At 36.3% G+C, this 20,241-nt stretch carries 22 protein-coding genes; 10 read left to right on the top strand and 12 right to left on the bottom strand.

Annotated features, from left to right (window positions below):
- The gene (locus tag DSM00_RS14880) at positions 1-1,272 is read right to left on the bottom strand and encodes a PQQ-dependent sugar dehydrogenase (protein WP_128758773.1); all 1,272 of its coding nucleotides are present in this window, start codon (positions 1,270-1,272) and stop codon (positions 1-3) included.
- Between the two features lie 456 nt (positions 1,273-1,728).
- Between DSM00_RS14880 and DSM00_RS14875 the strand changes: the two genes are divergently transcribed.
- Positions 1,729-3,270 carry a SulP family inorganic anion transporter gene (locus tag DSM00_RS14875; protein ID WP_128758772.1) on the top strand — a complete coding sequence of 514 codons (1,542 nt, stop codon included), beginning with the start codon at positions 1,729-1,731 and terminating at the stop codon, positions 3,268-3,270.
- Positions 3,271-3,337: 67 nt separating this feature from the next.
- Here DSM00_RS14875 and DSM00_RS15725 read toward each other — a convergent pair whose 3' ends face one another.
- The 11 genes from DSM00_RS15725 to DSM00_RS14825 all read right to left on the bottom strand — a co-directional run bounded on the left by DSM00_RS15725 (position 3,338) and on the right by DSM00_RS14825 (position 12,473).
- A complete protein-coding gene (locus tag DSM00_RS15725) occupies positions 3,338-3,466 on the bottom strand; it encodes a hypothetical protein (RefSeq protein ID WP_262707489.1) in 129 nt (42 codons plus the stop codon).
- Between the two features lie 114 nt (positions 3,467-3,580).
- Positions 3,581-4,345 (bottom strand): tryptophan synthase subunit alpha, encoded by a 765-nt coding sequence (gene trpA / locus DSM00_RS14870; protein ID WP_128758771.1) that lies wholly within the window; start codon positions 4,343-4,345, stop codon positions 3,581-3,583.
- 164 nt (positions 4,346-4,509) lie between these two features.
- The gene (gene trpB, locus DSM00_RS14865; RefSeq protein ID WP_128758770.1) at positions 4,510-5,694 is read right to left on the bottom strand and encodes a tryptophan synthase subunit beta; all 1,185 of its coding nucleotides are present in this window, start codon (positions 5,692-5,694) and stop codon (positions 4,510-4,512) included.
- A 33-nt stretch (positions 5,695-5,727) separates the two neighbouring features.
- Positions 5,728-6,477 (bottom strand): phosphoribosylanthranilate isomerase, encoded by a 750-nt coding sequence (locus DSM00_RS14860; protein WP_394365810.1) that lies wholly within the window; start codon positions 6,475-6,477, stop codon positions 5,728-5,730.
- Between the two features lie 29 nt (positions 6,478-6,506).
- Positions 6,507-7,286 carry an indole-3-glycerol phosphate synthase TrpC gene (gene trpC / locus DSM00_RS14855; RefSeq protein WP_128758769.1) on the bottom strand — a complete coding sequence of 260 codons (780 nt, stop codon included), beginning with the start codon at positions 7,284-7,286 and terminating at the stop codon, positions 6,507-6,509.
- A 52-nt stretch (positions 7,287-7,338) separates the two neighbouring features.
- Positions 7,339-8,337, bottom strand: a complete 999-nt coding sequence (trpD, locus tag DSM00_RS14850; RefSeq protein ID WP_128758768.1) for an anthranilate phosphoribosyltransferase — start codon at positions 8,335-8,337, stop codon at positions 7,339-7,341.
- Positions 8,338-8,464: 127 nt separating this feature from the next.
- The gene (locus tag DSM00_RS14845; RefSeq protein WP_128758767.1) at positions 8,465-9,088 is read right to left on the bottom strand and encodes an anthranilate synthase component II; all 624 of its coding nucleotides are present in this window, start codon (positions 9,086-9,088) and stop codon (positions 8,465-8,467) included.
- 100 nt (positions 9,089-9,188) lie between these two features.
- Positions 9,189-10,586, bottom strand: a complete 1,398-nt coding sequence (locus DSM00_RS14840) for an anthranilate synthase component I family protein (protein ID WP_128758766.1) — start codon at positions 10,584-10,586, stop codon at positions 9,189-9,191.
- Positions 10,587-10,790: 204 nt separating this feature from the next.
- The gene (locus tag DSM00_RS14835; protein ID WP_128758765.1) at positions 10,791-11,357 is read right to left on the bottom strand and encodes a YceI family protein; all 567 of its coding nucleotides are present in this window, start codon (positions 11,355-11,357) and stop codon (positions 10,791-10,793) included.
- 32 nt (positions 11,358-11,389) lie between these two features.
- The gene (locus tag DSM00_RS14830; protein WP_128758764.1) at positions 11,390-12,022 is read right to left on the bottom strand and encodes an NAD(P)H-dependent oxidoreductase; all 633 of its coding nucleotides are present in this window, start codon (positions 12,020-12,022) and stop codon (positions 11,390-11,392) included.
- A complete protein-coding gene (locus tag DSM00_RS14825) occupies positions 12,015-12,473 on the bottom strand; it encodes a MarR family winged helix-turn-helix transcriptional regulator (RefSeq protein ID WP_128758763.1) in 459 nt (152 codons plus the stop codon). The genes DSM00_RS14830 and DSM00_RS14825 overlap by 8 nt, the downstream gene beginning before the upstream one ends.
- A gap of 198 nt (positions 12,474-12,671) precedes the next feature.
- Between DSM00_RS14825 and DSM00_RS14820 the strand changes: the two genes are divergently transcribed.
- The 9 genes from DSM00_RS14820 to DSM00_RS14780 all read left to right on the top strand — a co-directional run bounded on the left by DSM00_RS14820 (position 12,672) and on the right by DSM00_RS14780 (position 20,239).
- On the top strand, positions 12,672-13,208 hold the full coding sequence (locus DSM00_RS14820; RefSeq protein ID WP_241652432.1) for a TlpA disulfide reductase family protein: 537 nt from the start codon (positions 12,672-12,674) through the stop codon (positions 13,206-13,208).
- 11 nt (positions 13,209-13,219) lie between these two features.
- Entirely contained in the window at positions 13,220-13,837 is a 618-nt protein-coding gene (locus DSM00_RS14815; RefSeq protein ID WP_128758762.1) for a thioredoxin family protein, read from the top strand.
- Between the two features lie 66 nt (positions 13,838-13,903).
- A complete protein-coding gene (locus DSM00_RS14810) occupies positions 13,904-14,224 on the top strand; it encodes a rhodanese-like domain-containing protein (RefSeq protein ID WP_128758761.1) in 321 nt (106 codons plus the stop codon).
- Between the two features lie 249 nt (positions 14,225-14,473).
- On the top strand, positions 14,474-14,953 hold the full coding sequence (locus tag DSM00_RS14805) for a UpxY family transcription antiterminator (protein WP_128758760.1): 480 nt from the start codon (positions 14,474-14,476) through the stop codon (positions 14,951-14,953).
- A 112-nt stretch (positions 14,954-15,065) separates the two neighbouring features.
- Positions 15,066-16,460: a nucleotide sugar dehydrogenase gene (locus DSM00_RS14800; RefSeq protein WP_128758759.1), complete on the top strand. Its 1,395-nt coding sequence runs from the start codon at positions 15,066-15,068 to the stop codon at positions 16,458-16,460.
- Positions 16,461-16,494: 34 nt separating this feature from the next.
- Entirely contained in the window at positions 16,495-17,607 is a 1,113-nt protein-coding gene (gmd, locus tag DSM00_RS14795) for a GDP-mannose 4,6-dehydratase (protein ID WP_128758758.1), read from the top strand.
- A gap of 84 nt (positions 17,608-17,691) precedes the next feature.
- Entirely contained in the window at positions 17,692-18,078 is a 387-nt protein-coding gene (locus DSM00_RS14790) for a GxxExxY protein (RefSeq protein WP_128758757.1), read from the top strand.
- A gap of 43 nt (positions 18,079-18,121) precedes the next feature.
- Positions 18,122-19,249, top strand: coding sequence for a GDP-L-fucose synthase family protein (locus DSM00_RS14785; RefSeq protein ID WP_128758756.1), 1,128 nt, complete (start codon positions 18,122-18,124; stop codon positions 19,247-19,249).
- Between the two features lie 3 nt (positions 19,250-19,252).
- Positions 19,253-20,239, top strand: a complete 987-nt coding sequence (locus tag DSM00_RS14780) for an FAD-binding oxidoreductase (protein ID WP_128758755.1) — start codon at positions 19,253-19,255, stop codon at positions 20,237-20,239.
- Positions 20,240-20,241 lie beyond the last annotated feature (2 nt).

Here is a 20,241-nt window from a genome sequence, read left to right as displayed (position 1 = left end):
TTATTTTGCAGAGATCTTCCAGATAATGCCACTATCATCATCATTTACTAATAATGATCCGTCAGGGCCTACAGTTGTTCCTACTGGTCTACCGTAAACTTCATTTTCTCCATCATTAGCAATAAATCCAGTTAAGAAATCTTCTGCAGGTTGAGGTTTACCATTTTTAAAAGGTATGAAAACCACCTTGTAACCTGAGAAAGGAACACGATTCCAAGAGCCGTGCTGACCTACAAATGCTCCATTCTTATATTTTGCAGGAAACTTGTCTGCCTTATAAAAAGTAAAGCCCAATGAAGCAGTATGAGATCCTAACGGTACATCTGGCATAATAGCTTTGTCAACTAAATCCTGGTGTGGATCATCTGCCCAACGCGGATCTTTAATTTGGCCGTAATAACTGTAAGGCCATCCATACCAACCTCCTTTTTGAACGCTAGTTGCGTAATCTGGTACTAAGTTATTTCCTAATTCATCACGCTCATTAACAGCTGTCCATAAATCTCCGGTTACTGGATTCCAGTCCATTCCTACAGGATTTCTAAGACCTGATGCATAAACAACTTCACCACTACCATCTGGATTTACTTCTAGTATTGTTGCGCGACGTTCTTCTTTTTCCATTCCTTGTTCACCTACATTACTAGCAGATCCTACAGAAATATAAATTTTATCTTTAGCACTGTTGGTGATAATATTACGAGTCCAGTGATTATTATAACCACTAGCAGAAAGAGGGACAATTTTTTCTCCTTCACCTTCTAATTTGGTCTGGCCTTCTTTGTATGGGTATCGGTACAAACCATCTGTATTGGCGATATAGAAATAATTGTTTAAAACAAGCATTCCGAAGTTTTGATTTAAACCATCTTTAAAGATAAAACGTTCATCAACTTCACCATCATTGTTACTATCTCTAAGAAGTGTAATGCGATTAGCGCTATTTTTTGTGTTTGCTTCAGCAACAAAAATATCATTATTAGGAGCTACATACGTCCATCGAGGATGTTCTAAAGAGTCTGCAAAACGAGTTACAACAAAACCTTCTGGAGCAATAGGTGTTTTCCCATTTTCCCATCCTACAACTTTACTCTCTTTTACTTGAGATTCAGATGAAAAAGGAGCTACAAGATCTAGCGAACCTACAGCAGTTTGTACTGTAGTAATTCCATTGTCTGCTAGTTCTTCTTTCTCAGCATCAGAAACAGATTTTTCATTTTTACATGCCGAAAGCATCAATAAACTAACTGCGGCGTAGAGATATGTTTTCATAAATTTAATTTTTTACGAAAATAATATATAAGAATTTTGCATTGACTTTATATCAGCGCATTAGTATAAATTTAACGGGAGTGTAAATACAGGTTACGAACTACTTATAATTATTAGAAATCTTATGGATAAGCTCGATATTTTCTAATTTGATAAAGTTTTAGGCTTAATTATAAGAATCAAATCAATTTTATATAGCAGCAGTTTTAAACTGAAACTTCCATAAAATGTTTCTCTTATTTTATATAAACTATTCTTTAAAAGTCTAGACTACTCTTCTCTTATAAAAGGTTAATTTTGCAGCTTGAATGTATAAAAATTAACCCCTTTAGTTACAGTCATTTTCGGTTTTTCTAAGTATTAATCGCTCTTTAAATTATTCTTTAAGCATCGTAGAATGCCACTTGAATTGAAAATAGCGATACTATAATTACCGAATGCAACCTTATATATTTTATGAGAAAAGTATTTAACCTCTTCGACTTAACACAAAAAGTAAATTACAAAACCGAAATTCTTGCAGGACTTACCGTTGCAATGACAATGATTCCAGAATCATTGTCATTTGCCATTTTAGCTGGTTTTTCTCCTTTAATGGGATTGTATGCTTCTTTTATAGCAGGATTAATAACAGCAATATTTGGAGGAAGACCAGGTATGATTTCTGGTGGGGCAGGAGCCACAGTGATTACTTTAATTGCTTTAATGAATTCTAATGGTCTAGAATATGTTCTGGCCGCAGTAGCTTTAGCCGGAGTGATTCAAATCTTGATAGGTCTGTTTAAACTGGGTAAATTTATTAGGCTGGTACCACATCCTGTAATGTTTGGATTTGTGAATGGTCTTGCTATTGTGATTTTTATGTCACAAATTAAACAGTTTAAGACTATTGTTAATGGAGAGATTGCCTGGTTAACCGGTACACCTTTATTAATAATGGCTGGTCTTGTTGCTCTCACTATTGCTATAGTTGTTTTTTTACCAAAATTCACCAAAGCAGTACCTTCTTCATTAGTAGCTATAATTGTTGTATTTGTACTGGTTTATTTCTTAGGAATAGATACTAAAACGGTTAAAGATATTGCATCGGTGAGTGGTGGTTTCCCTCCATTTCATATCCCAAATATTCCCATAAGTTTTGAAACATTGAAAATTATTGCGCCCTATTCTATGGTGATGGCTGCAGTAGGTCTTACAGAAGGTTTACTTACCTTAAATCTTGTCGACGAGATTACTGAAACAAAAGGTAATGGCAATAGAGAGTGTATTGCTCAGGGAAGTTCTAATATGCTTAATGGCTTTTTCTTCGGGATGGGAGGATGCCCGATGATTGCACAAACCCTTGTAAACTTATCAGCAGGTTCAAGAGCACGTCTTTCTGGAATAATCGCTGCCCTAACTATATTAATGATCGTTTTATTTGGTGCTCCTATAATCGAGCAGGTACCTATGGCGGCTTTAGTAGGAGTTATGATTATGGTAGCTATAGGAACCTTTGAATGGGTAAGTCTTAAAATTTTTAATAAAGTACCTAAAAAGGATATCTTCTTAGTTATAATTGTTGCTGTAATTACAGTAGTGCTTCATAACCTTGCGTTAGCAGTACTTGTAGGTGTGATTTTATCGGCCTTGTTTTTTGCTTGGGAAAGTGCTAAACGCATTAGAGCTCGAAAATTTGTCGACGAGGATGGTATTAAACACTATGAGATATACGGACCGTTATTTTTTGCGTCAACGACAAATTTTATAGAGAAATTTGATGTAGTAAACGATCCCGAAACAGTGATTATCGATTTTAAAGATAGTCGCGTTTCAGATATGTCTGCAATTGAAGCCTTAAATGTTGTCACGCAGCGTTATCATAAGGTAGGTAAGAAAGTTCATTTGCGACATTTAAGTAAAGACTGCATTCGCTTGTTAAAGAATGCAGAGGCTATAATAGATGTAAATATTATGGAAGATCCTACGTATAAGCTTGTTGAAAACAAAACAGAATAATATTTCGAGCTTAAATAAAAAAAAGGCATTACGTTAGTAATGCCTTTTTTTATGCTGAATAATTCAGCTATTTTTTGTTTTGCTGATCCTTGATTGTTGGTTCATCAATATCAACTTTATTTGTTTTTATATTTCTATTTCCCGTTGGATTAGTGGGAGTTGTTTGGTCTGTTTTTCTATCAAATTTCTTATCCATGATTCTTGTTTTTTAGTTCATTATAAATTTACAAAGTAGCCTTGTTAATATATTATAACGGCATCCTAAAACAAGGTTAAGACTCAGCAACTAAACGGTTTAAGATTTAAATATTTAAGGTCGAATAGATTTAATAAAGTCGGCAATCCCGGAAATGCCATTTTCAGTAAGGCTTTTTATAAAAGCAGATCCTATTATTGCTCCTTTAGCTGTTGCCGTAGCAGCCTTGAAAGTGTCTTCATCTTTTATTCCGAATCCTACTATTTGCGGATTTTTAAGTGATAATGCTGCGATACGTTTAAAGTAATCGGTTTGTACATTACCAAAACCTGATGTTTTACCTGTAGTGCTTGCACTACTCACCATATAAATAAAGCTATTAGTAGCATCATCGATTTGTCTTATGCGCTCGTCTGTAGTTTGTGGAGTAATCAAAAAGACCATTTTTAAATCATACTTTTCAAATATTGATTGATAGTGCTCTTGATATTCGGCAAGTGGTAAATCTGGCATTATTAGACCATCAATTCCTATTTCGGCGCATTTTGCACAAAAAGCCTCAACGCCATATTGTAGCATTGGATTAAAATATCCCATTACAATAAGCGGAATATCTACTGTTTTTCTAATATCCTTTATTTGGTCAAAAAGCTTTGCAGTAGTCATTCCATTTTTTAATGCTGCTGTAGAGCTCTGCTGTATTGTTGGTCCGTCTGCAAGTGGATCACTAAAAGGAAGACCTATTTCAATCATATCAACTCCAGATTTTACTAGCTCTTCAAGTACAGGAACGGTATCTTCTAAATCTGGATAACCGGCGGTGAAGTATATCGATAGAAGCTCTTTATCTTCTTGTAATCGTTTATTTATTCTATTCATTTGAGATGTCTTTAGTTATTTCTGCAAAGGCGGAAATTATTATATGTTTTGAATTCGAGTTAGGGATTGAGACTTTGTTGGAGCTCTTTTTTAAGTAGTAAATACTATTTGAAAAAAGCGACTGCCGAAAGCCCGACCCTGCTCAATAGAGTAGGGAAGCGCCCCTATGCTAAGTCAAAATATTCGATGTACGTATTAAGGTCTTTGTCACCCCGGCCACTTAAATTAATAACTATAATATCATCCTTTTTAAACTTACGATCGTTAAAAATAGCAAGTGCATGGGAAGTTTCTATAGCAGGAATAATACCCTCTAATTTACTCAAATCAAGACCGGCTTTCATAGCATCAGCATCAGTGACACTAATAAATTCACCTCTGCCACTTCTAAATAAATTAGCATGCATAGGTCCTACACCTGGGTAATCGAGACCTGCAGAGATAGAATAAGGCTCTGTAATTTGACCGTCTGCCGTTTGCATAAGCAACGTTTTGCTACCGTGAATTATTCCTTCCTTACCTAAGGCTGAAGTAGCCGCACTTTCACCACTATGAATTCCTTTTCCTGCTGCCTCTACAGCGATTATACCTACTTCTGGATTATCAAGATAATGATAATAAATACCTGCTGCATTACTGCCGCCACCCACACAAGCAACTACATAATCTGGATTTTCTCGTCCTTCTTTTTCAAGTAATTGCTTTTTTACTTCCGCAGAAATAACGCTCTGAAAACGAGCCACCATATCCGGGTAAGGATGAGGTCCCACCACACTGCCTATAATATAATGTGTGTCTGTAGGATTATTGATCCAATCACGAATTGCTTCGTTAGTAGCATCCTTTAATGTTTTACTACCAGATTCTGCAGATACGACCGTGGCACCCAGCATTTTCATACGAGCAACATTAGGTGCTTGACGCTTAATATCCACAGCACCCATATAGACAATACATTCTAGTCCCATTAAAGCGCAAACTGTTGCAGTTGCCACGCCGTGTTGTCCTGCACCCGTTTCTGCTATAATACGCGTTTTACCTAGACGTTTTGCCATTAAGATCTGACCAATGGTATTGTTTACTTTATGCGCTCCTGTATGGCATAAGTCTTCACGCTTGAGATATATTTTAACCCCGTACTTTTCAGAAAATCGCTTGGCAAAATACAGTGGAGTAGGGCGTCCTACATATTCTTTAAGAAGCTCATTAAATTCTTTCTGAAATTCTGGCTCCTGCATTACTTTTATGTAATTCTGGCGCAACTCTTCTACATTAGGATAAAGCATTTCTGGAATGTATGCACCTCCAAAATCACCATAGTATCCTTTCTCGTTTACGTTGTAATTCATATAATTATTTTTATTTCCGCGAGGACAGATTTTTTATTTTTTAGTTTTAAAAGCTGAAAATAAATCACTTAAATCAGCTGTATTCTTTAATCCCGGTTCTATTTCAAATTTGCTATTAACATCGATAGCATAGAGGGGAAGATTTAATTTTATCAATTCTTTTACAGATTCAATTTCTTCGAGTCCAATACCACCACTCAGAACAAATGGTTTTTTTGAAGAATAAGCTTTTAGCACATTCCAATCAAAAGTATACCCATTCCCACCTTTCTCTTTCCCTTTTGTATCAAATAAAAATGCATCGACTACCGCCTCATAGCTTTCTAATATTGAAAAATCGAAAGCATCTTTAATACTGAAAACTTTCCAGAGTTTGATTTGATTTCCGGAAGACACCTCGAATGCAGTCGGTGTAGCATTTTTTTGCAGATCACGACTGCGCTCGATCTGACAGCGTTTTCTCAGTTCCTGGCAATATTCCGGTGATTCGCTACCGTGCAGTTGAATTACATCAAAGTTAAACTGCTGCACTTTTTCTAAAATAAAATCAATCTCCGCATTGACAAATACACCTACTTTTTTTACACCTTCTGGTATAGATGGTATTTGCTGCAACTCAAAATTACGCGGACTTTTATCATAAAATATAAATCCTAAATAGTCTGGCAGAAGTCTCGAAACCTCAGCTGTGTTCGACTTCATTCCGCAAACTTTAATACGTAATGCTTCCGCTTTTTCAGGAGCCAAATTATTGCTAGAAGATGGACTATTATTTTGTGTCATCTTGTGTATTTCAGTTATGAGATCTTAATTTATAATTGATTAATAAACGTTTCCGCGTTTAATCCTGGATTATCTGTTTTCATAAAGTTTTCACCTATTAAAAAACCTTTATAGCCATAAGGCATCAGTTCTTTTATTGCAGCAACACTGCTAATTCCGCTTTCTGATACTTTTATAAAATCATCGGGAATCGAAGTTGATAATGTTTTGCTTATATCCAGGCTTACTTCAAAAGTCTTGAGATTTCTATTATTTACACCCAGCATATCCAGCGACGGCATAATAGATTTTTGCAACTCGTCAAGATCGTGAACCTCTAATAAAACATCCATACCTAACGATTTTGCAAATTCAGAAAGATTTTTAATTTCTTGCTGAGAAAGAACAGCCGCAATGAGAAGAATAACATCTGCACCGCAAGCTTTAGCTTCCAGAATTTGATAGGTATCAATTATAAATTCTTTACGTAATAAGGGAAAACTTGTTGCTGCACGTGCAAGTATTAGATCATCTAAGGAACCACCAAAATATTTACCATCTGTCAAAACGCTCATTCCGCAGGCTCCGGCATTCTGATAACCCATTGCAACATCCTGAACGTTTAAACCATTATTTATGGTAGATTTACTGGGCGAACGTCTTTTATGCTCTGCGATGATTCCAGAATTACTCTTACTTAAAGCAGCTGCAAGAGATGTACACCTGCGTTCAAATAATACTGAATTTTCAAGTTGTTTTATCGGGATTAACTGCCTTCTTAGTGCAACTTCCTTGTATTTATCTGCGACTATTTTATCTAGAATATTCACGTTATAATTTTCTAATACTATTAATAAAAACTTTTAAGCAATCAGCTTTCAACTAGTGATTTTTGCTTAATTCGATTAGTTTATTCAATCTTTCTAAACCTTTACCACTAAGTAAAGATTCTTTTGCCAGGTCAAAACCTTCTTTGGGCTCGAGATTATTTACAGTTGCAATGGCCATTCCTGCATTTGCCGCTACCACATTATTTTGTGCTTCAGTGCCTTTGCCACTTATTACTTTTTTAAATATAGCTGCAGAGGATTCTATGGTATCACCGCCATAAATTTCTTTTTGAGTAATCTGTTTTACCCCAAAGTCTTCAGCATATAACATGCGTTCACTTTTGTTTCTAATCGCTTTTGTAGCTCCTGTAAGAGAAATTTCGTCATATCCATCTATGCTATGAAGAATGGTGAAATTCTTATTTGCCTGCTGGTATAAATAGCCATACATTCTTGCTAATTCCAAATTAAAAACACCTACCAATTGGTTCTGCGGGAATGCAGGATTAACCATAGGGCCGAGCATATTAAAAAAGGTTTTAACTCCCAATTCACGACGTATAGGACCTACATTTTTCATTGCGGGATGAAATAGGGGAGCGTGCAACACACAAATACCTGCTTCATCAAGGCAACGTTTTAAAAAATCTTTATTGCTACTAAATTTAATTCCTAAATGTTCCATCACATTGCTGCTTCCACTTACAGAAGAGACTCCGTAATTACCGTGTTTTGTAACCTGAACACCTGCACCTGCTGCTACAAATGAGGATAGCGTAGAGATATTAAAAGTATCTTTACCATCACCTCCTGTACCGCATAAATCAATAGTATTATAACCTTCAAAGGGAACGGCGATACACAAATCTAAAAGAGCATCTCTAAAACCGGCAAGCTCTTCTACGGTAATACTGCGCATCATATAAACAGTAATAAATGCAGCAATCTGACTCGAATTATACTTTCCTTCAGATATATTTACTAATACCTCACGTGCTTCGCTTTTAGAGAGTTGGTCGTGATTAATGAGTCTGTTTAATATAGTTTTCATAATTGCTCGCTGCTCAAGGCATCTCCCCATTTAGAGAGAACTGTTTTTAATTGGTAATTATATTATAAAAGCTTCCAAGTCTACTTTTAGAAATAGGTTGCTTGGCGCTGTAGCTGAAGTGAAAAAATTAACTTTCCACCCAGTTCTTAATCATTTTTTTTCCTTCAGGAGTTAATACAGATTCCGGGTGAAACTGCACGCCACGTACATCATAGTGTTTGTGTCGCAATGACATTATTTGTCCGTTTTGATCCAGTGAGGTAATCTCTAAATCTGAAGGGAAATTTTCAGAAGAAACTACCCAAGAATGATACCTACCTATTTCAAATTCTTTATTAATGTTTTTAAAAAGCGGCTCGTCTTCCACTAATTGTGTTGCTGAGGTTGCAACTCCGTGAAAAACTTTGTCTAAATTAGTCAAGTTACCACCAAAAACTTCTCCTATTGCCTGTTGACCAAGGCAAACACCAAGCATACTCTTTGTAGGAGCATATTGTTTGATAATTTCCTTAAGTAATCCTGCTTCATCAGGAATACCGGGACCCGGAGATAGTAGTATTTTATCGTATTGCTCTACCTCATTAAGATCTAACTGGTCATTGCGTTTAACAGTAACCGTACAATCCAATTCCTCCAGATAGTGTACTAAATTATATACAAAGCTGTCATAGTTATCTATAACTAATATTTTAAGCTGTTTAGAGCCTTCTAAAGATGCTGACGCTTTTGTATTTGTATTATTAGTTTCCATATTTAATTAGCATAAAATGCTTTACTATTCATTATTTATTTTACGCTTCTACTTTAAGAGCAGAAGCAAAGAAATTAATTCTGTCTGCGAATTAATTATTTTAAATTTCTTCAGCCAGTTCAAGTGCTTTAGTAAGTGCTCCTAGTTTGTTATAAACCTCTTCCAATTCTTTTTCAGGAACGCTATCGCTAACAACACCAGCTCCAGCTTGGTAATGTAATTTGTGATTTTTACTCAAAAATGAACGAATAATTATGGCGTGATTAAAATTGCCATTAAAATCCATAAAACCAATTGCCCCACCGTAAACGTCACGATTAATAGGCTCATAATTTTCAAGTAATTTCATTGCGTTGTGTTTAGGTGCACCACTTAAGGTGCCTGCAGGGAAAGTATCTGCCACCACACGCATAGTTGACGTTTCCGGGTGTTTAGTACCAGTAACTTTACTCACTAAATGAATTACGTGAGAAAAGAACTGTACTTCTCTATAGGTTTCAACCTTAACATTAGAACCATTGCGACTAAGATCATTACGCGCGAGGTCAACAAGCATTACGTGCTCACTATTTTCTTTAGCATCTTCAGAAAGTTTCTTAGCTAAATCTGCATCTTGCTCATCATTACCTGTACGTTTAAAAGTACCTGCAATAGGATGAATTTCAGCTTTACCATCCTGAACAATTAATTGTGCTTCAGGAGAGCTGCCAAAAATTTTAAAGTTTCCATAGTCAAAATAAAACAGATATGGAGAAGGGTTTACACTGCGCAAGCTTCTGTAAACATTAAATTCGTCACCACTAAACGCTTGTGAAAACCGTTTTGATGGTACAATCTGAAAAACATCACCTCGTTGACAATGTTTTTTACAAGTGCTTACGAGTTCTTTAAACTCTTCATCTGTGGTAACACTTGTGCGCTCACCTTCTAACTTAAAACTATATTCTGCAAAGCTTTTGATTTTAAGTAACTGAGCGATTTCTTCCAGATTATTATCTTCATTATAGGTGTGAGAGAGAATATGTGCCTCGTTATTGAAGTGATTTATTGCAATAATATTTTGATAGACTGCATAATAAATATCAGGCACTTGTAAAGCCCCTTCTTTTTTAGTAACCGAAATATTTTCGAAATAACGCACAGCATCATAACTCATATAACCAAAAAGACCGTTTTGAATAAATTTCTGGTCATTTGTATCTGTATCAAAAGTTTTAGCGAAAACCTCAATAATACCTACCACATCGGTTTCTGAAGTAATATTTGTTTCTCTGGTAGTGCCGTCAGGAAAAATCTCTTTTACACATTCATCTTGAACCGTAATAGACGCGATGGGTTTACAGCAAATGTAACTGAAGGTGTTGTCGTTAGCCCGGTAGTCACTACTTTCAAGTAGTAGACTATTAGGAAACTTATCCCGCAAACGCAAGTATACTGAAACAGGAGTTATCGTATCTGCAAGTATTTTTTTTCTAAAAGTTTTTAAAGTGTATTTCATTATGATGTTGATCTGCTAATAACAAAAAAGGCCTGTCGTGAGACAGGCCTTTCTTTATTTGAATTTTAAATACAAGGTTTGTTCACGACGTTACTGTTGCGAGATCCACCACCAAATATTTAATGCTTTGTTTTTCATATTTACATCAAAGATAATTATTGAAGAACAGCTAACAAACAAAATTCAAAATAACTTTTAAAAAATTTATATGTATAGTTTAATATCTAATTTAAAGTCATCATAAATCGTTTTGTCTCCAAGGTTATCAAAGAAGCTTCCAGAACCATATCGAACATTATATTTTGTGCGATCTACTGTAAGCTCTGTTGACAGCGTGTTGCCCGCTTTGTTTAAATCAAAACTAATCGGTTTAGTTATGTCTTTAATAGTTAAATCTCCAGTTACTTTATAAGTAGATCCTTGCTTTACAGCTTTGGTGATTACAAGTTTTGCAGTAGCATGAGAGCTTGTGCCAAAAAAGTCATCACTTTTAAGGTGTCCTTCTAGTTGTCCTTTACTATCACCCTCAAGATCGGTTACAGCGATGCTGGTCATATCGATAACAAATTCGCCACCAGTTATTGCATCACCGTCCATTTCAAAATAACCTTCTTTAAGATTAATTGTACCGTTGTGTGATCCGGTTACTTTTTCTCCTTCCCAGTTAATGGTACTTTTTTTGACAGTTACGCGCTCTACGGGTTTTGAGGTAAATGATGCTGCTGCAACGCCCACAGCAAGAATAAGAATTGATTTAATAGTGGTTTTCATAATAATATGTATTTAGATTATTTATTGTTGATTTATATAGTTTTAAAAAGTTCAGATTGAGGACGTCTTACCTTTTTGCCATGTTGATATTTATCATCTTCACTTCGGTAGCCGATAGCAACTACTGCTATTGCGTGTAAATTGGTATCCTTAAGGTTTAGAATTTCATCAAATTTTTCAGCATCAAAACCTTCCATTGGGCACGCATCGATTTTATAAGTTGCAGCAGCACTTAATAAGTTTCCAATAGCTATATATGTTTGTCTTGCTGTCCATCCCGCTTTTGCTTCTTGCGGAAGAGAAACAAGGCTACCTTTCATCATATTAGCATAGTCATCCATACTTCCTTTTTCTACATCTTGAATGCGTTCTGCATGAGCGATATAACTGTCTACTAATTCAGGACCAAAATCGGTTTGATGTGCAAATACAAATATTTCTGAAGCATCTGTGAATTGCGATTGATTGTAACCAGCTTCTTTAAGTTGAGCTTTAACCTTAGAATCTTTAACAATGAGTATTTTATAAGGTTGTAAGCCATACGATGACGCTGATAGTTGAACAGCCTCTTTTAGGTTTTCGAGTTCTTCCGGACTAACTTCTTTAGTTGCGTCAAACTTCTTAGTGGCGTAGCGCCATTTTAAATCTTCGATATAGTTATTCATGACTTTTAAGTTTATCTAATAGATTATTTAATAATTCTAACTCTTCGGTATTTAAAGCCGAAGTATGATCGGCGTTGCTTTTTTGGGTTACTGGGTCAAGAGTCTTAAGTAAATCCAGACCTTGTTCTGTAATGGTTATTTCTATTTTTCTTCTATTCTCAGGACATACTTTACGTAGTACGAGATTTTTAAGAATGAGTTTGTCAACCAGACGGGTGGTATTACTGTTTTTATCGACCATACGTTCTTGAATACACGCTAAACTCGCCGGCTTCCCTTTCTGCCCTCTAAGAATGCGCAACACATTAAACTGAGGAACGCTGAGGTCAAACTCTTTTAATAACGATGCAAAACGTTCTTCAAAAAATCTGGAGGTATAATGCAGATTTATTAAAGTCTTTGATTTAAGATCTGTGTTCGAACTTAATTTAAGTGCGTCTTCTATTTTCATTTAATGTTGTTGATACAATATTTGTAGGTACAAATGTAATGCAAGTCAGTGTTCAATTTTTTGTTAATTCTAATTTTAACTAATATTTAATAGCCAGAACTATTTTCAAAGGATGCTGAAAATGTTATACAAATCTTAAAACGCTAAACTGAATACGCTAATTCGTTAAGTTTGTGCACGTAATCATTAGTTTCTATTTTGCGATATTTTCTTCTCTCAATATTCCTTAGTCTTCTTATAAGTGGTTGTTCTTCAGTTAACACAAGTGCTGGAATTCTGATACCAAATAAAATTGTAAAAGAGGGAGATGTAGCTTTAGAAGTACACGACTTTGAAAGTCTAAAACCTTTATTTGATAACCCTGAAGACAAAGTGATAAAGGTCATTAACTTTTGGGCTACCTGGTGTGCGCCTTGTGTAGAAGAACTTCCTGTTTTTGAAAAGCTTAATACTAATTACAAAGACAACGGGGTGGAGGTAACGCTGGTTAGTTTAGATTTTCCTGGGCAACTTGTTAGCCGTGTAATTCCATTTATTCAAAAGCAAAAATTAAAATCTAAAATCTTATTTTTAGACGACCCGTATGGTAACAAATGGATACCGCAAGTTTCTGAAGACTGGAGTGGTGCAATCCCTGCAACCGTAATAATCACTCAAGACAGCTACAAATTTTTTGAAAAGTCATTTTCTTATAGGGATTTAGCGCTTGAAATCGAAGAATTATTAGAAGAATAAGACATTATACTATGAAAACATTAAAAATATTATTCCTGTTAACGGTTGCTTTAGTTGCAGCAGCTGCCGTAATTTTTGGAATGCGGGATTACAAATCAGGATACGAAGTGGGCGATATAGCTACAGATTTCAGTTTAAAAAATGTTAGTGGTAATCAAGTTTCCTTATCTCAGTTTAATGATGCAAAAGGGTTTATTCTAGTTTTCATGTGCAATACTTGTCCGTTTTCAATTGCTAACGAAGAACGCATACTAGCACTAGATAAAAAATATAAGTCGGTCGGATTCCCGGTAATAGGCATAAATCCCAATAACCCCGTTGTAAGTCCGGGTGATAGTTTTGAAGCGATGCAACAACGCGCCAAGGAGAAAAACTTCACGTTTCCTTATTTATTTGATGAAGGGCAGCAGGTTTATCCGCAGTACGGAGCAACAAAAACTCCTCACGTATTTATCTTAAAAAAGGAAAATGATTTAGTTGTTAAATATATAGGAGCTATTGATAACAGTGTGCGTGATTCTGAAACGGTAACCGAAAAATATGTAGAAAACGCCATTAATTCACTTCTTAGTGATGAGGATATAAAGACAACGACTACGAAAGCGATAGGTTGTTCAATTAAAGAATAAGCGTGAAAATCTGATTAAGAAAGGAACAATTCTTATTTTTGAGTATCAAATTTAAATACACATAAGATGAAAAATATAACACAAGAAGAGTGGGAGGAGCAGCTTGCGAAAGATGACAATGCTTATATATTAGATGTGCGCACTCAGAATGAGGTGGATGAGGGGATTTTACCAAACTCTCACAATATAGATATTTATGAAGGTCAGGGTTTTATAGATAAGGTAAATGAGCTGGATAAATCTAAAAATTACTACATCTATTGCCGATCTGGAAACCGTAGTGGTCAGGCTGCTCAGTTGATGGATCAGTTGGGTTTTGAAACCACTTATAATCTTATAGGAGGTTTTATGGAATGGGATGGAGAGGTTACCTATCAGGAAGAATAGGAGTTAAAAGGTAAGCAAAAGAAAGAGCCCAACGGGCTCTTTTTTTTGTTCCTAGTTAAACTAAGGATAGGTACATTTAAAGATTAAGCTTATATCGTTTGCGAACCAAGATATAGTATACTGCTTGATTGTGGTTTCTTAATTTAATGCTAAATTACCCTTGCTTAACGGTTGGTTTGCTTTATTTTCGCGGCGAATTAAATCTTAATTATTTATTAATTAGAGATATAAAATCAGAGTCTTAGTTTCATGAGCTGGTATGTACTGTATGTTAAATCCAAATCTGAAAAGAAAGTAACTTCGGCACTTCAAGATAAAGGTATAGAAGTTTTTTGCCCTACCATTACAGAAACCAGGATTTGGAGTGACCGAAAAAAGAAAGTAATAACTCCCCTTTTTAAATCCTATATATTTGTTAATCTTAGCGCATCAGAACGCAATTTAGTATTTAGTGTTCCGGGAGCGGTACGCTATTTATTTTGGTTAGGGAAACCTGCAGTGGTACGAGATGAGGAGATCGAGACTATAAAAAAATGGCTTGATCATGATAATCTGGAAGATATAGAATTGGAGAATTATGTACCCGGAAGCAATATTCAACTCACTAAAGGTGTTTTGAAGGGACGCGATGCAGAAATCATAGAAGTAAGTGGTAATAAAATGAGGCTATATCTTAAATGTCTGGGAATGGTTGTTCAGGCAAAGTTTAAAGATGTGCTTGAAGCTTAGCGATTAGCTGAGATAATTTGAGATTGGTAATTTATAAGTGAGTCCTAAATGGGACTTACAACGGCGAAGCCGTGATAAGAATTTGAAATAAGATTAATTAAAAAGTGATATAATGAAAGTTAAAAACATCTGTTGTATTGGTGCGGGTTATGTAGGAGGTCCTACGATGGCGATCATAGCTCAAAAAGCACCTGGTATTAAAGTAACTGTTGTCGATATCAACGAGAAACGTATCGCAGCCTGGAATGATGCAGATGTTAAAAATATTCCGATATATGAGCCGGGACTTGCTGAAGTCGTAGCAGAAGCCAGAGGTCGTAATTTATTTTTTTCCACGGAAGTTGATAAAGCTATTGATGAAGCCGATATGATTTTTATCTCGGTAAATACGCCAACCAAGACCTATGGAATTGGTAAAGGGATGGCTGCTGATTTAAAGTTTATCGAGTTGTGTGCACGACAAATAGCACGGTTTTCTACAACCGATAAGATTGTAGTGGAGAAATCTACTTTGCCAGTACGAACTGCAGAAGCCTTGAAGAGTATTTTAGATAATACGGGTAATGGGGTGAATTTTCAAATTCTCTCCAATCCTGAATTTTTAGCGGAAGGAACTGCTGTTAACGATTTACAAGCTCCCGATCGCGTGTTGATAGGAGGTGATCTCGATACCGAAGCCGGTAAAGAAGCGATTAACGCACTGGTTGACGTGTATGCACATTGGGTTCCTAGAACAAATATATTAACAACCAATGTTTGGTCTTCCGAGCTTTCTAAATTAACGGCAAACGCCTTTTTAGCGCAGCGTGTTTCCAGCATTAACGCCTTGTCGGAATTGTGTGAGCAAACAGGTGCAGATATTAAAGAAGTGGCTAAGGCTATAGGTATGGACAGTCGTATAGGACCTAAATTTTTACAGGCTTCTGTAGGATTTGGGGGGTCATGCTTTCAAAAAGATATTTTGAATTTGGTTTATATTTCAAAATCATTGGGTTTAACTGAAGTGGCCGATTATTGGGAGCAGGTAATTATCATGAACGATCACCAGAAGCGTCGTTTTGCAGCTAAGATGGTAAAGACCTTGTACAATACTGTTTCGGGTAAGAAAATAGCCATGCTAGGCTGGGCGTTTAAAAAAGATACCAATGATACGCGAGAATCTGCCGCGATTTATGTAGCTGATTATTTATTGAATGAGCGGGCCGAAGTCGTAGTTTATGATCCTAAAGTGAGTGAAGAGCAAATCTTAGCCGATTTAGATTATTTAAACACCCGAAGCGCCGAAGAAAACCGCGCAAACATTACCGTAGTGAATAGCGCCTTGGAAGCAACCCAGGGAGCCCATGCTGTTGCCATTATGACTGAGTGGGATGCTTTTAAAACATTAGACTGGAAGCAAGTGTATCACAATATGCTTAAGCCGGCATTTCTGTTTGACGGACGCAGATTATTAGACCGTCACGAACTGGAAGCTCTGGGATTTGAATTTTATGCCATAGGTTCGTAACACATTTAAATTTTATTTTTTATACCCATCAATTATGAAAGTAGCATTAATCACCGGCGTAACGGGGCAGGACGGCGCATATTTAAGTGAGTTTTTATTAAAAAAAGGATATCAGGTACACGGCTTAAAGCGTAGATCTTCGTTGTTTAATACCGATCGTATTGATCATTTATATCAGGACCCTCATGTAGAACATCGTAATTTTATATTGCATTATGGGGATATGACCGATAGTACAAACCTAATCCGCTTAATACAGGAAATACAACCTGATGAAATCTACAATCTTGCGGCGATGAGTCATGTTCAGGTGTCGTTTGAAGTTCCGGAATATACGGGTAATGCAGATGGTTTAGGAACATTACGTATTCTAGATGCCGTGCGTTTATTAGGCTTAGGCGATAAAACACGAATCTATCAGGCGTCTACTTCCGAGTTATATGGTAAAGTACAGGAAGTTCCACAAACGGAAACGACTCCTTTTTACCCACGTTCTCCATATGCAGTTGCAAAAATGTATGCGTATTGGATTACTGTGAATTACCGCGAAGCCTATGGGATGTATGCGTGTAATGGTATTTTATTCAATCACGAGTCTCCAATACGTGGAGAAACTTTTGTAACCCGTAAAATAACCCGCGCAGCTTCGCGTATTGCTTTAGGACTTCAGGATAAAATTTATTTAGGAAATCTGGATGCGAAACGCGACTGGGGACATGCCAAAGATTATGTACGTATGATGTGGATGATTTTACAGGCAGACGAAGCTGAAGACTGGGTAATCGCAACCAATAAAACTACACCGGTACGTGATTTTGTACGTATGGCTTTTGGACACGCGGGTATTGAACTCGAATTTAAAGGTGAAGGCGTTGAAGAGAAAGGTTATGTCAAAGCCTGTAACAACCCCGAATACCAACTTGAAATTGGGAAGGAAGTCTTAGCGGTAGATCCTAAATATTTTAGACCTACGGAAGTTGACTTATTGATTGGAGATGCGACCAAAGCCAAAGAAAAATTAGGTTGGGTTCCGGAATATGAATTGAAAGACCTGGTTACTGATATGATGCAGAGTGATTTGAAGCTTATGAAAAAGGATCAGTACTTGAAGGATGGCGGGTATCGTATCTTAAATTATTTCGAGTAAATAGAGATGGTATTGCGCAGATTCGAAAAGCTGATTACGCGGATTATAAATGAAGATCACATTTGCCTTTATTTTTAGAATCAAATGTCAGGATTATTATATGAGGATCAAACCTTTAAAATAATAGGCGTGTGTATGAACGTTCATCGTAATCTCGGCTCTGGGTTTTTAGAATCTGTTTATCAAGAAGTGTTATGCAGAGAATTTATAGAAGAAGAAATACCTTTTGAGGATCAAAAACTACTACCCATTTATTATAAGGGTCAAAAGTTAGATAAGTATTATAGGGCTGATTTTCTGTGTTTTGATCGTATTATTTTAGAATTAAAGACTGCTACCTTTATAAATAAATCAATGGAAAAACAGGTGATTAACTATTTAAAAGCAACACATAAACAGGTCGGACTGCTAATTAATTTCGGTGAAAAAAGTCTGACCTGGAAACGATTAATTAATACGTCAGCAATCTGAGCATAATCCGCGCAATCAAAATTAAAATCTGTGATATAAACGTATGAATAAAGATTCTAAAATATATGTAGCAGGACATCGCGGACTGGTGGGTTCTGCGATTGTAAATAATCTCACATCTAAGGGATATACCAATCTGGTGTATCGTACCAGTAGCGAACTTGACTTAAGAGATTCTAATGCAGTAGCTGCATTTTTTGAAGCTGAACAACCCGAATATGTGATTCTTGCTGCGGCAAAAGTTGGAGGTATAGTAGCGAACAACACGTATAGAGCCGATTTCATTTATGAGAATCTCATGATTCAAAACCATGTGATTCATCAGGCGTATTTACATGGGGTGAAAAAGCTGTTGTTTTTGGGGAGTACCTGTATTTACCCGAAGAACTGTCCGCAACCTATGAAAGAGGAGTATCTGCTGACCGATGTTTTAGAATATACGAACGAACCGTATGCTATTGCAAAAATTGCGGGGATTAAGATGTGTGAAAGTTATAACCTGCAATACGGTACCAACTTTATTTCGGTGATGCCTACTAATTTGTATGGACCTAATGATAATTTTGATTTAGAGAAATCACATGTACTTCCGGCTTTAATTCGTAAAATGCATCTAGGTAAAGCTCTGGAGCAAAATAACTGGGAAGCGCTTCGGAAAGACTTGAATAAGCTGCCGATTGAAGGCGTAGATGGTAATGCTTCAGAAGAGGCTATACTTACAATATTAGGCAACTACGGAATACGTAGTACCTTCCCCTTTGGGGAAGGTCAGGAGGGGAACTCGGTACGGGTGGAGATCTGGGGAACTGGTAAACCTATGCGCGAATTTTTGTGGAGTGAAGATATGGCCGATGCCTGTGTCTTTATTATGGAAAACCGCGATTTTAGTGATGTCACCCCGAGCGCAGTCGAGGGGCAAAAGGGCAATACCGGTGAAATTCGCAACACCCACATCAATATTGGCACGGGAGAAGATATTTCCATTTACGATCTGGCACATCTAGTTAAAACAACGGTAGGTTTTAACGGAGAACTCTATTTTAATACCGAGAAGCCTGATGGAACCATGAAAAAACTGACCGATGTCTCCAAATTAAAAGCGTTGGGTTGGGAGTATGAGGTAATGCTTGAATCTGGAGTTGAACAAGCCTACCAGTGGTATAAAAATTAAAGCATGTTTGAAGTAAAATTAAAAGATTCAAAAACTTTTACTTGCGAAAGCTCAGAAACCATTTTCCAAGGAGCGAAACGAAATGGTATATTATTGGAGCATAGTTGTTTGACTGCACGATGTAAAAGTTGTAGAGCATTAATTATAAAGGGTCAAGTTGAAAACATCCAAGATGAATTTGTATTATCAAGCGAAGAAAAAGAACTAGGATATACCTTGACTTGTAATGCTAAGCCGTGTTCAGATATAGAATTGGATATTGAAGATTTAGGTTCGTATAATATACCAGATACTAAAACCATCCCCGCAAAGATTGATGCGATTAATTATCTTAAAAAAGATGTTGTTCAAATCGTATTTCGTACCCCACCCGCACAGAAGCTTAATTTTCTATCAGGTCAATATGTAAACATTATTAAAGCAGATATCAAGCGGAGTTATTCAATCGCAAATTCCCTACGTTCTGACGGTAAGCTGGAATTCCTTATCAAAAACTATCCAGGTGGGGTGATGAGTAATTACTGGTTTAATGAAGCTACCATAGGAGATCTTTTAAGAATTGAAGGTCCGTTAGGTACTTTTTTTTTAAGAAATATAGCGAACGTGGAGACCGTTATTTTTCTGGCTACAGGTACCGGTATAGCTCCAATAAAAGCTATTTTAGAAAAACTAGCCGAACAAGAAGAAACTCTTAAAACGGAAATTTATCTTTTTTGGGGAGGTCGTTTTACTCCTGATTTTTTCTGGGAGCCGGAGTTTAAAAAGTTAAATTTGAAGTATATACCTGTTTTATCCAGATCAAATCAAGATTGGACTGGTGATATAGGTTATGTTCAAGATGTAGTGATACAACAAAATATTAACCTTACGAATGCTCAGGTATATGCCTGTGGTTCTGAAGCCATGATCAATACATCTCAAAAATTGTTAACTGATAACGGCCTTCAGGAATCTAATTTTTATTCTGATGCCTTTGTAATCTCAAATTAATT

The organism is Leeuwenhoekiella aequorea (assembly GCF_004104375.1).
Taxonomy (GTDB): domain Bacteria; phylum Bacteroidota; class Bacteroidia; order Flavobacteriales; family Flavobacteriaceae; genus Leeuwenhoekiella; species Leeuwenhoekiella aequorea.
The sequence above is the reverse complement of the archived record's forward strand: the minus strand, read 5'-3'. Positions and strand labels throughout refer to the sequence as shown.

What these genes read in the sequence shown, in the direction of transcription:
- DSM00_RS14880 (WP_128758773.1), bottom strand. Translation starts at nt 1,272, where the DNA reads ATGAAAACATATCTCTACGCCGCAGTTAGTTTATTGATGCTTTCGGCA.
- DSM00_RS14875 (WP_128758772.1), top strand. Translation starts at nt 1,729, where the DNA reads ATGAGAAAAGTATTTAACCTCTTCGACTTAACACAAAAAGTAAATTAC.
- DSM00_RS15725 (WP_262707489.1), bottom strand. Translation starts at nt 3,466, where the DNA reads ATGGATAAGAAATTTGATAGAAAAACAGACCAAACAACTCCCACTAAT.
- trpA (WP_128758771.1), bottom strand. Translation starts at nt 4,345, where the DNA reads ATGAATAGAATAAATAAACGATTACAAGAAGATAAAGAGCTTCTATCG.
- trpB (WP_128758770.1), bottom strand. Translation starts at nt 5,694, where the DNA reads ATGAATTACAACGTAAACGAGAAAGGATACTATGGTGATTTTGGAGGT.
- DSM00_RS14860 (WP_394365810.1), bottom strand. Translation starts at nt 6,477, where the DNA reads ATGACACAAAATAATAGTCCATCTTCTAGCAATAATTTGGCTCCTGAA.
- trpD (WP_128758768.1), bottom strand. Translation starts at nt 8,337, where the DNA reads ATGAAAACTATATTAAACAGACTCATTAATCACGACCAACTCTCTAAA.
- DSM00_RS14845 (WP_128758767.1), bottom strand. Translation starts at nt 9,088, where the DNA reads ATGGAAACTAATAATACAAATACAAAAGCGTCAGCATCTTTAGAAGGC.
- DSM00_RS14840 (WP_128758766.1), bottom strand. Translation starts at nt 10,586, where the DNA reads ATGAAATACACTTTAAAAACTTTTAGAAAAAAAATACTTGCAGATACG.
- DSM00_RS14835 (WP_128758765.1), bottom strand. Translation starts at nt 11,357, where the DNA reads ATGAAAACCACTATTAAATCAATTCTTATTCTTGCTGTGGGCGTTGCA.
- DSM00_RS14830 (WP_128758764.1), bottom strand. Translation starts at nt 12,022, where the DNA reads ATGAATAACTATATCGAAGATTTAAAATGGCGCTACGCCACTAAGAAG.
- DSM00_RS14825 (WP_128758763.1), bottom strand. Translation starts at nt 12,473, where the DNA reads ATGAAAATAGAAGACGCACTTAAATTAAGTTCGAACACAGATCTTAAA.
- DSM00_RS14815 (WP_128758762.1), top strand. Translation starts at nt 13,220, where the DNA reads ATGAAAACATTAAAAATATTATTCCTGTTAACGGTTGCTTTAGTTGCA.
- DSM00_RS14810 (WP_128758761.1), top strand. Translation starts at nt 13,904, where the DNA reads ATGAAAAATATAACACAAGAAGAGTGGGAGGAGCAGCTTGCGAAAGAT.
- DSM00_RS14805 (WP_128758760.1), top strand. Translation starts at nt 14,474, where the DNA reads ATGAGCTGGTATGTACTGTATGTTAAATCCAAATCTGAAAAGAAAGTA.
- DSM00_RS14800 (WP_128758759.1), top strand. Translation starts at nt 15,066, where the DNA reads ATGAAAGTTAAAAACATCTGTTGTATTGGTGCGGGTTATGTAGGAGGT.
- gmd (WP_128758758.1), top strand. Translation starts at nt 16,495, where the DNA reads ATGAAAGTAGCATTAATCACCGGCGTAACGGGGCAGGACGGCGCATAT.
- DSM00_RS14790 (WP_128758757.1), top strand. Translation starts at nt 17,692, where the DNA reads ATGTCAGGATTATTATATGAGGATCAAACCTTTAAAATAATAGGCGTG.
- DSM00_RS14785 (WP_128758756.1), top strand. Translation starts at nt 18,122, where the DNA reads ATGAATAAAGATTCTAAAATATATGTAGCAGGACATCGCGGACTGGTG.
- DSM00_RS14780 (WP_128758755.1), top strand. Translation starts at nt 19,253, where the DNA reads ATGTTTGAAGTAAAATTAAAAGATTCAAAAACTTTTACTTGCGAAAGC.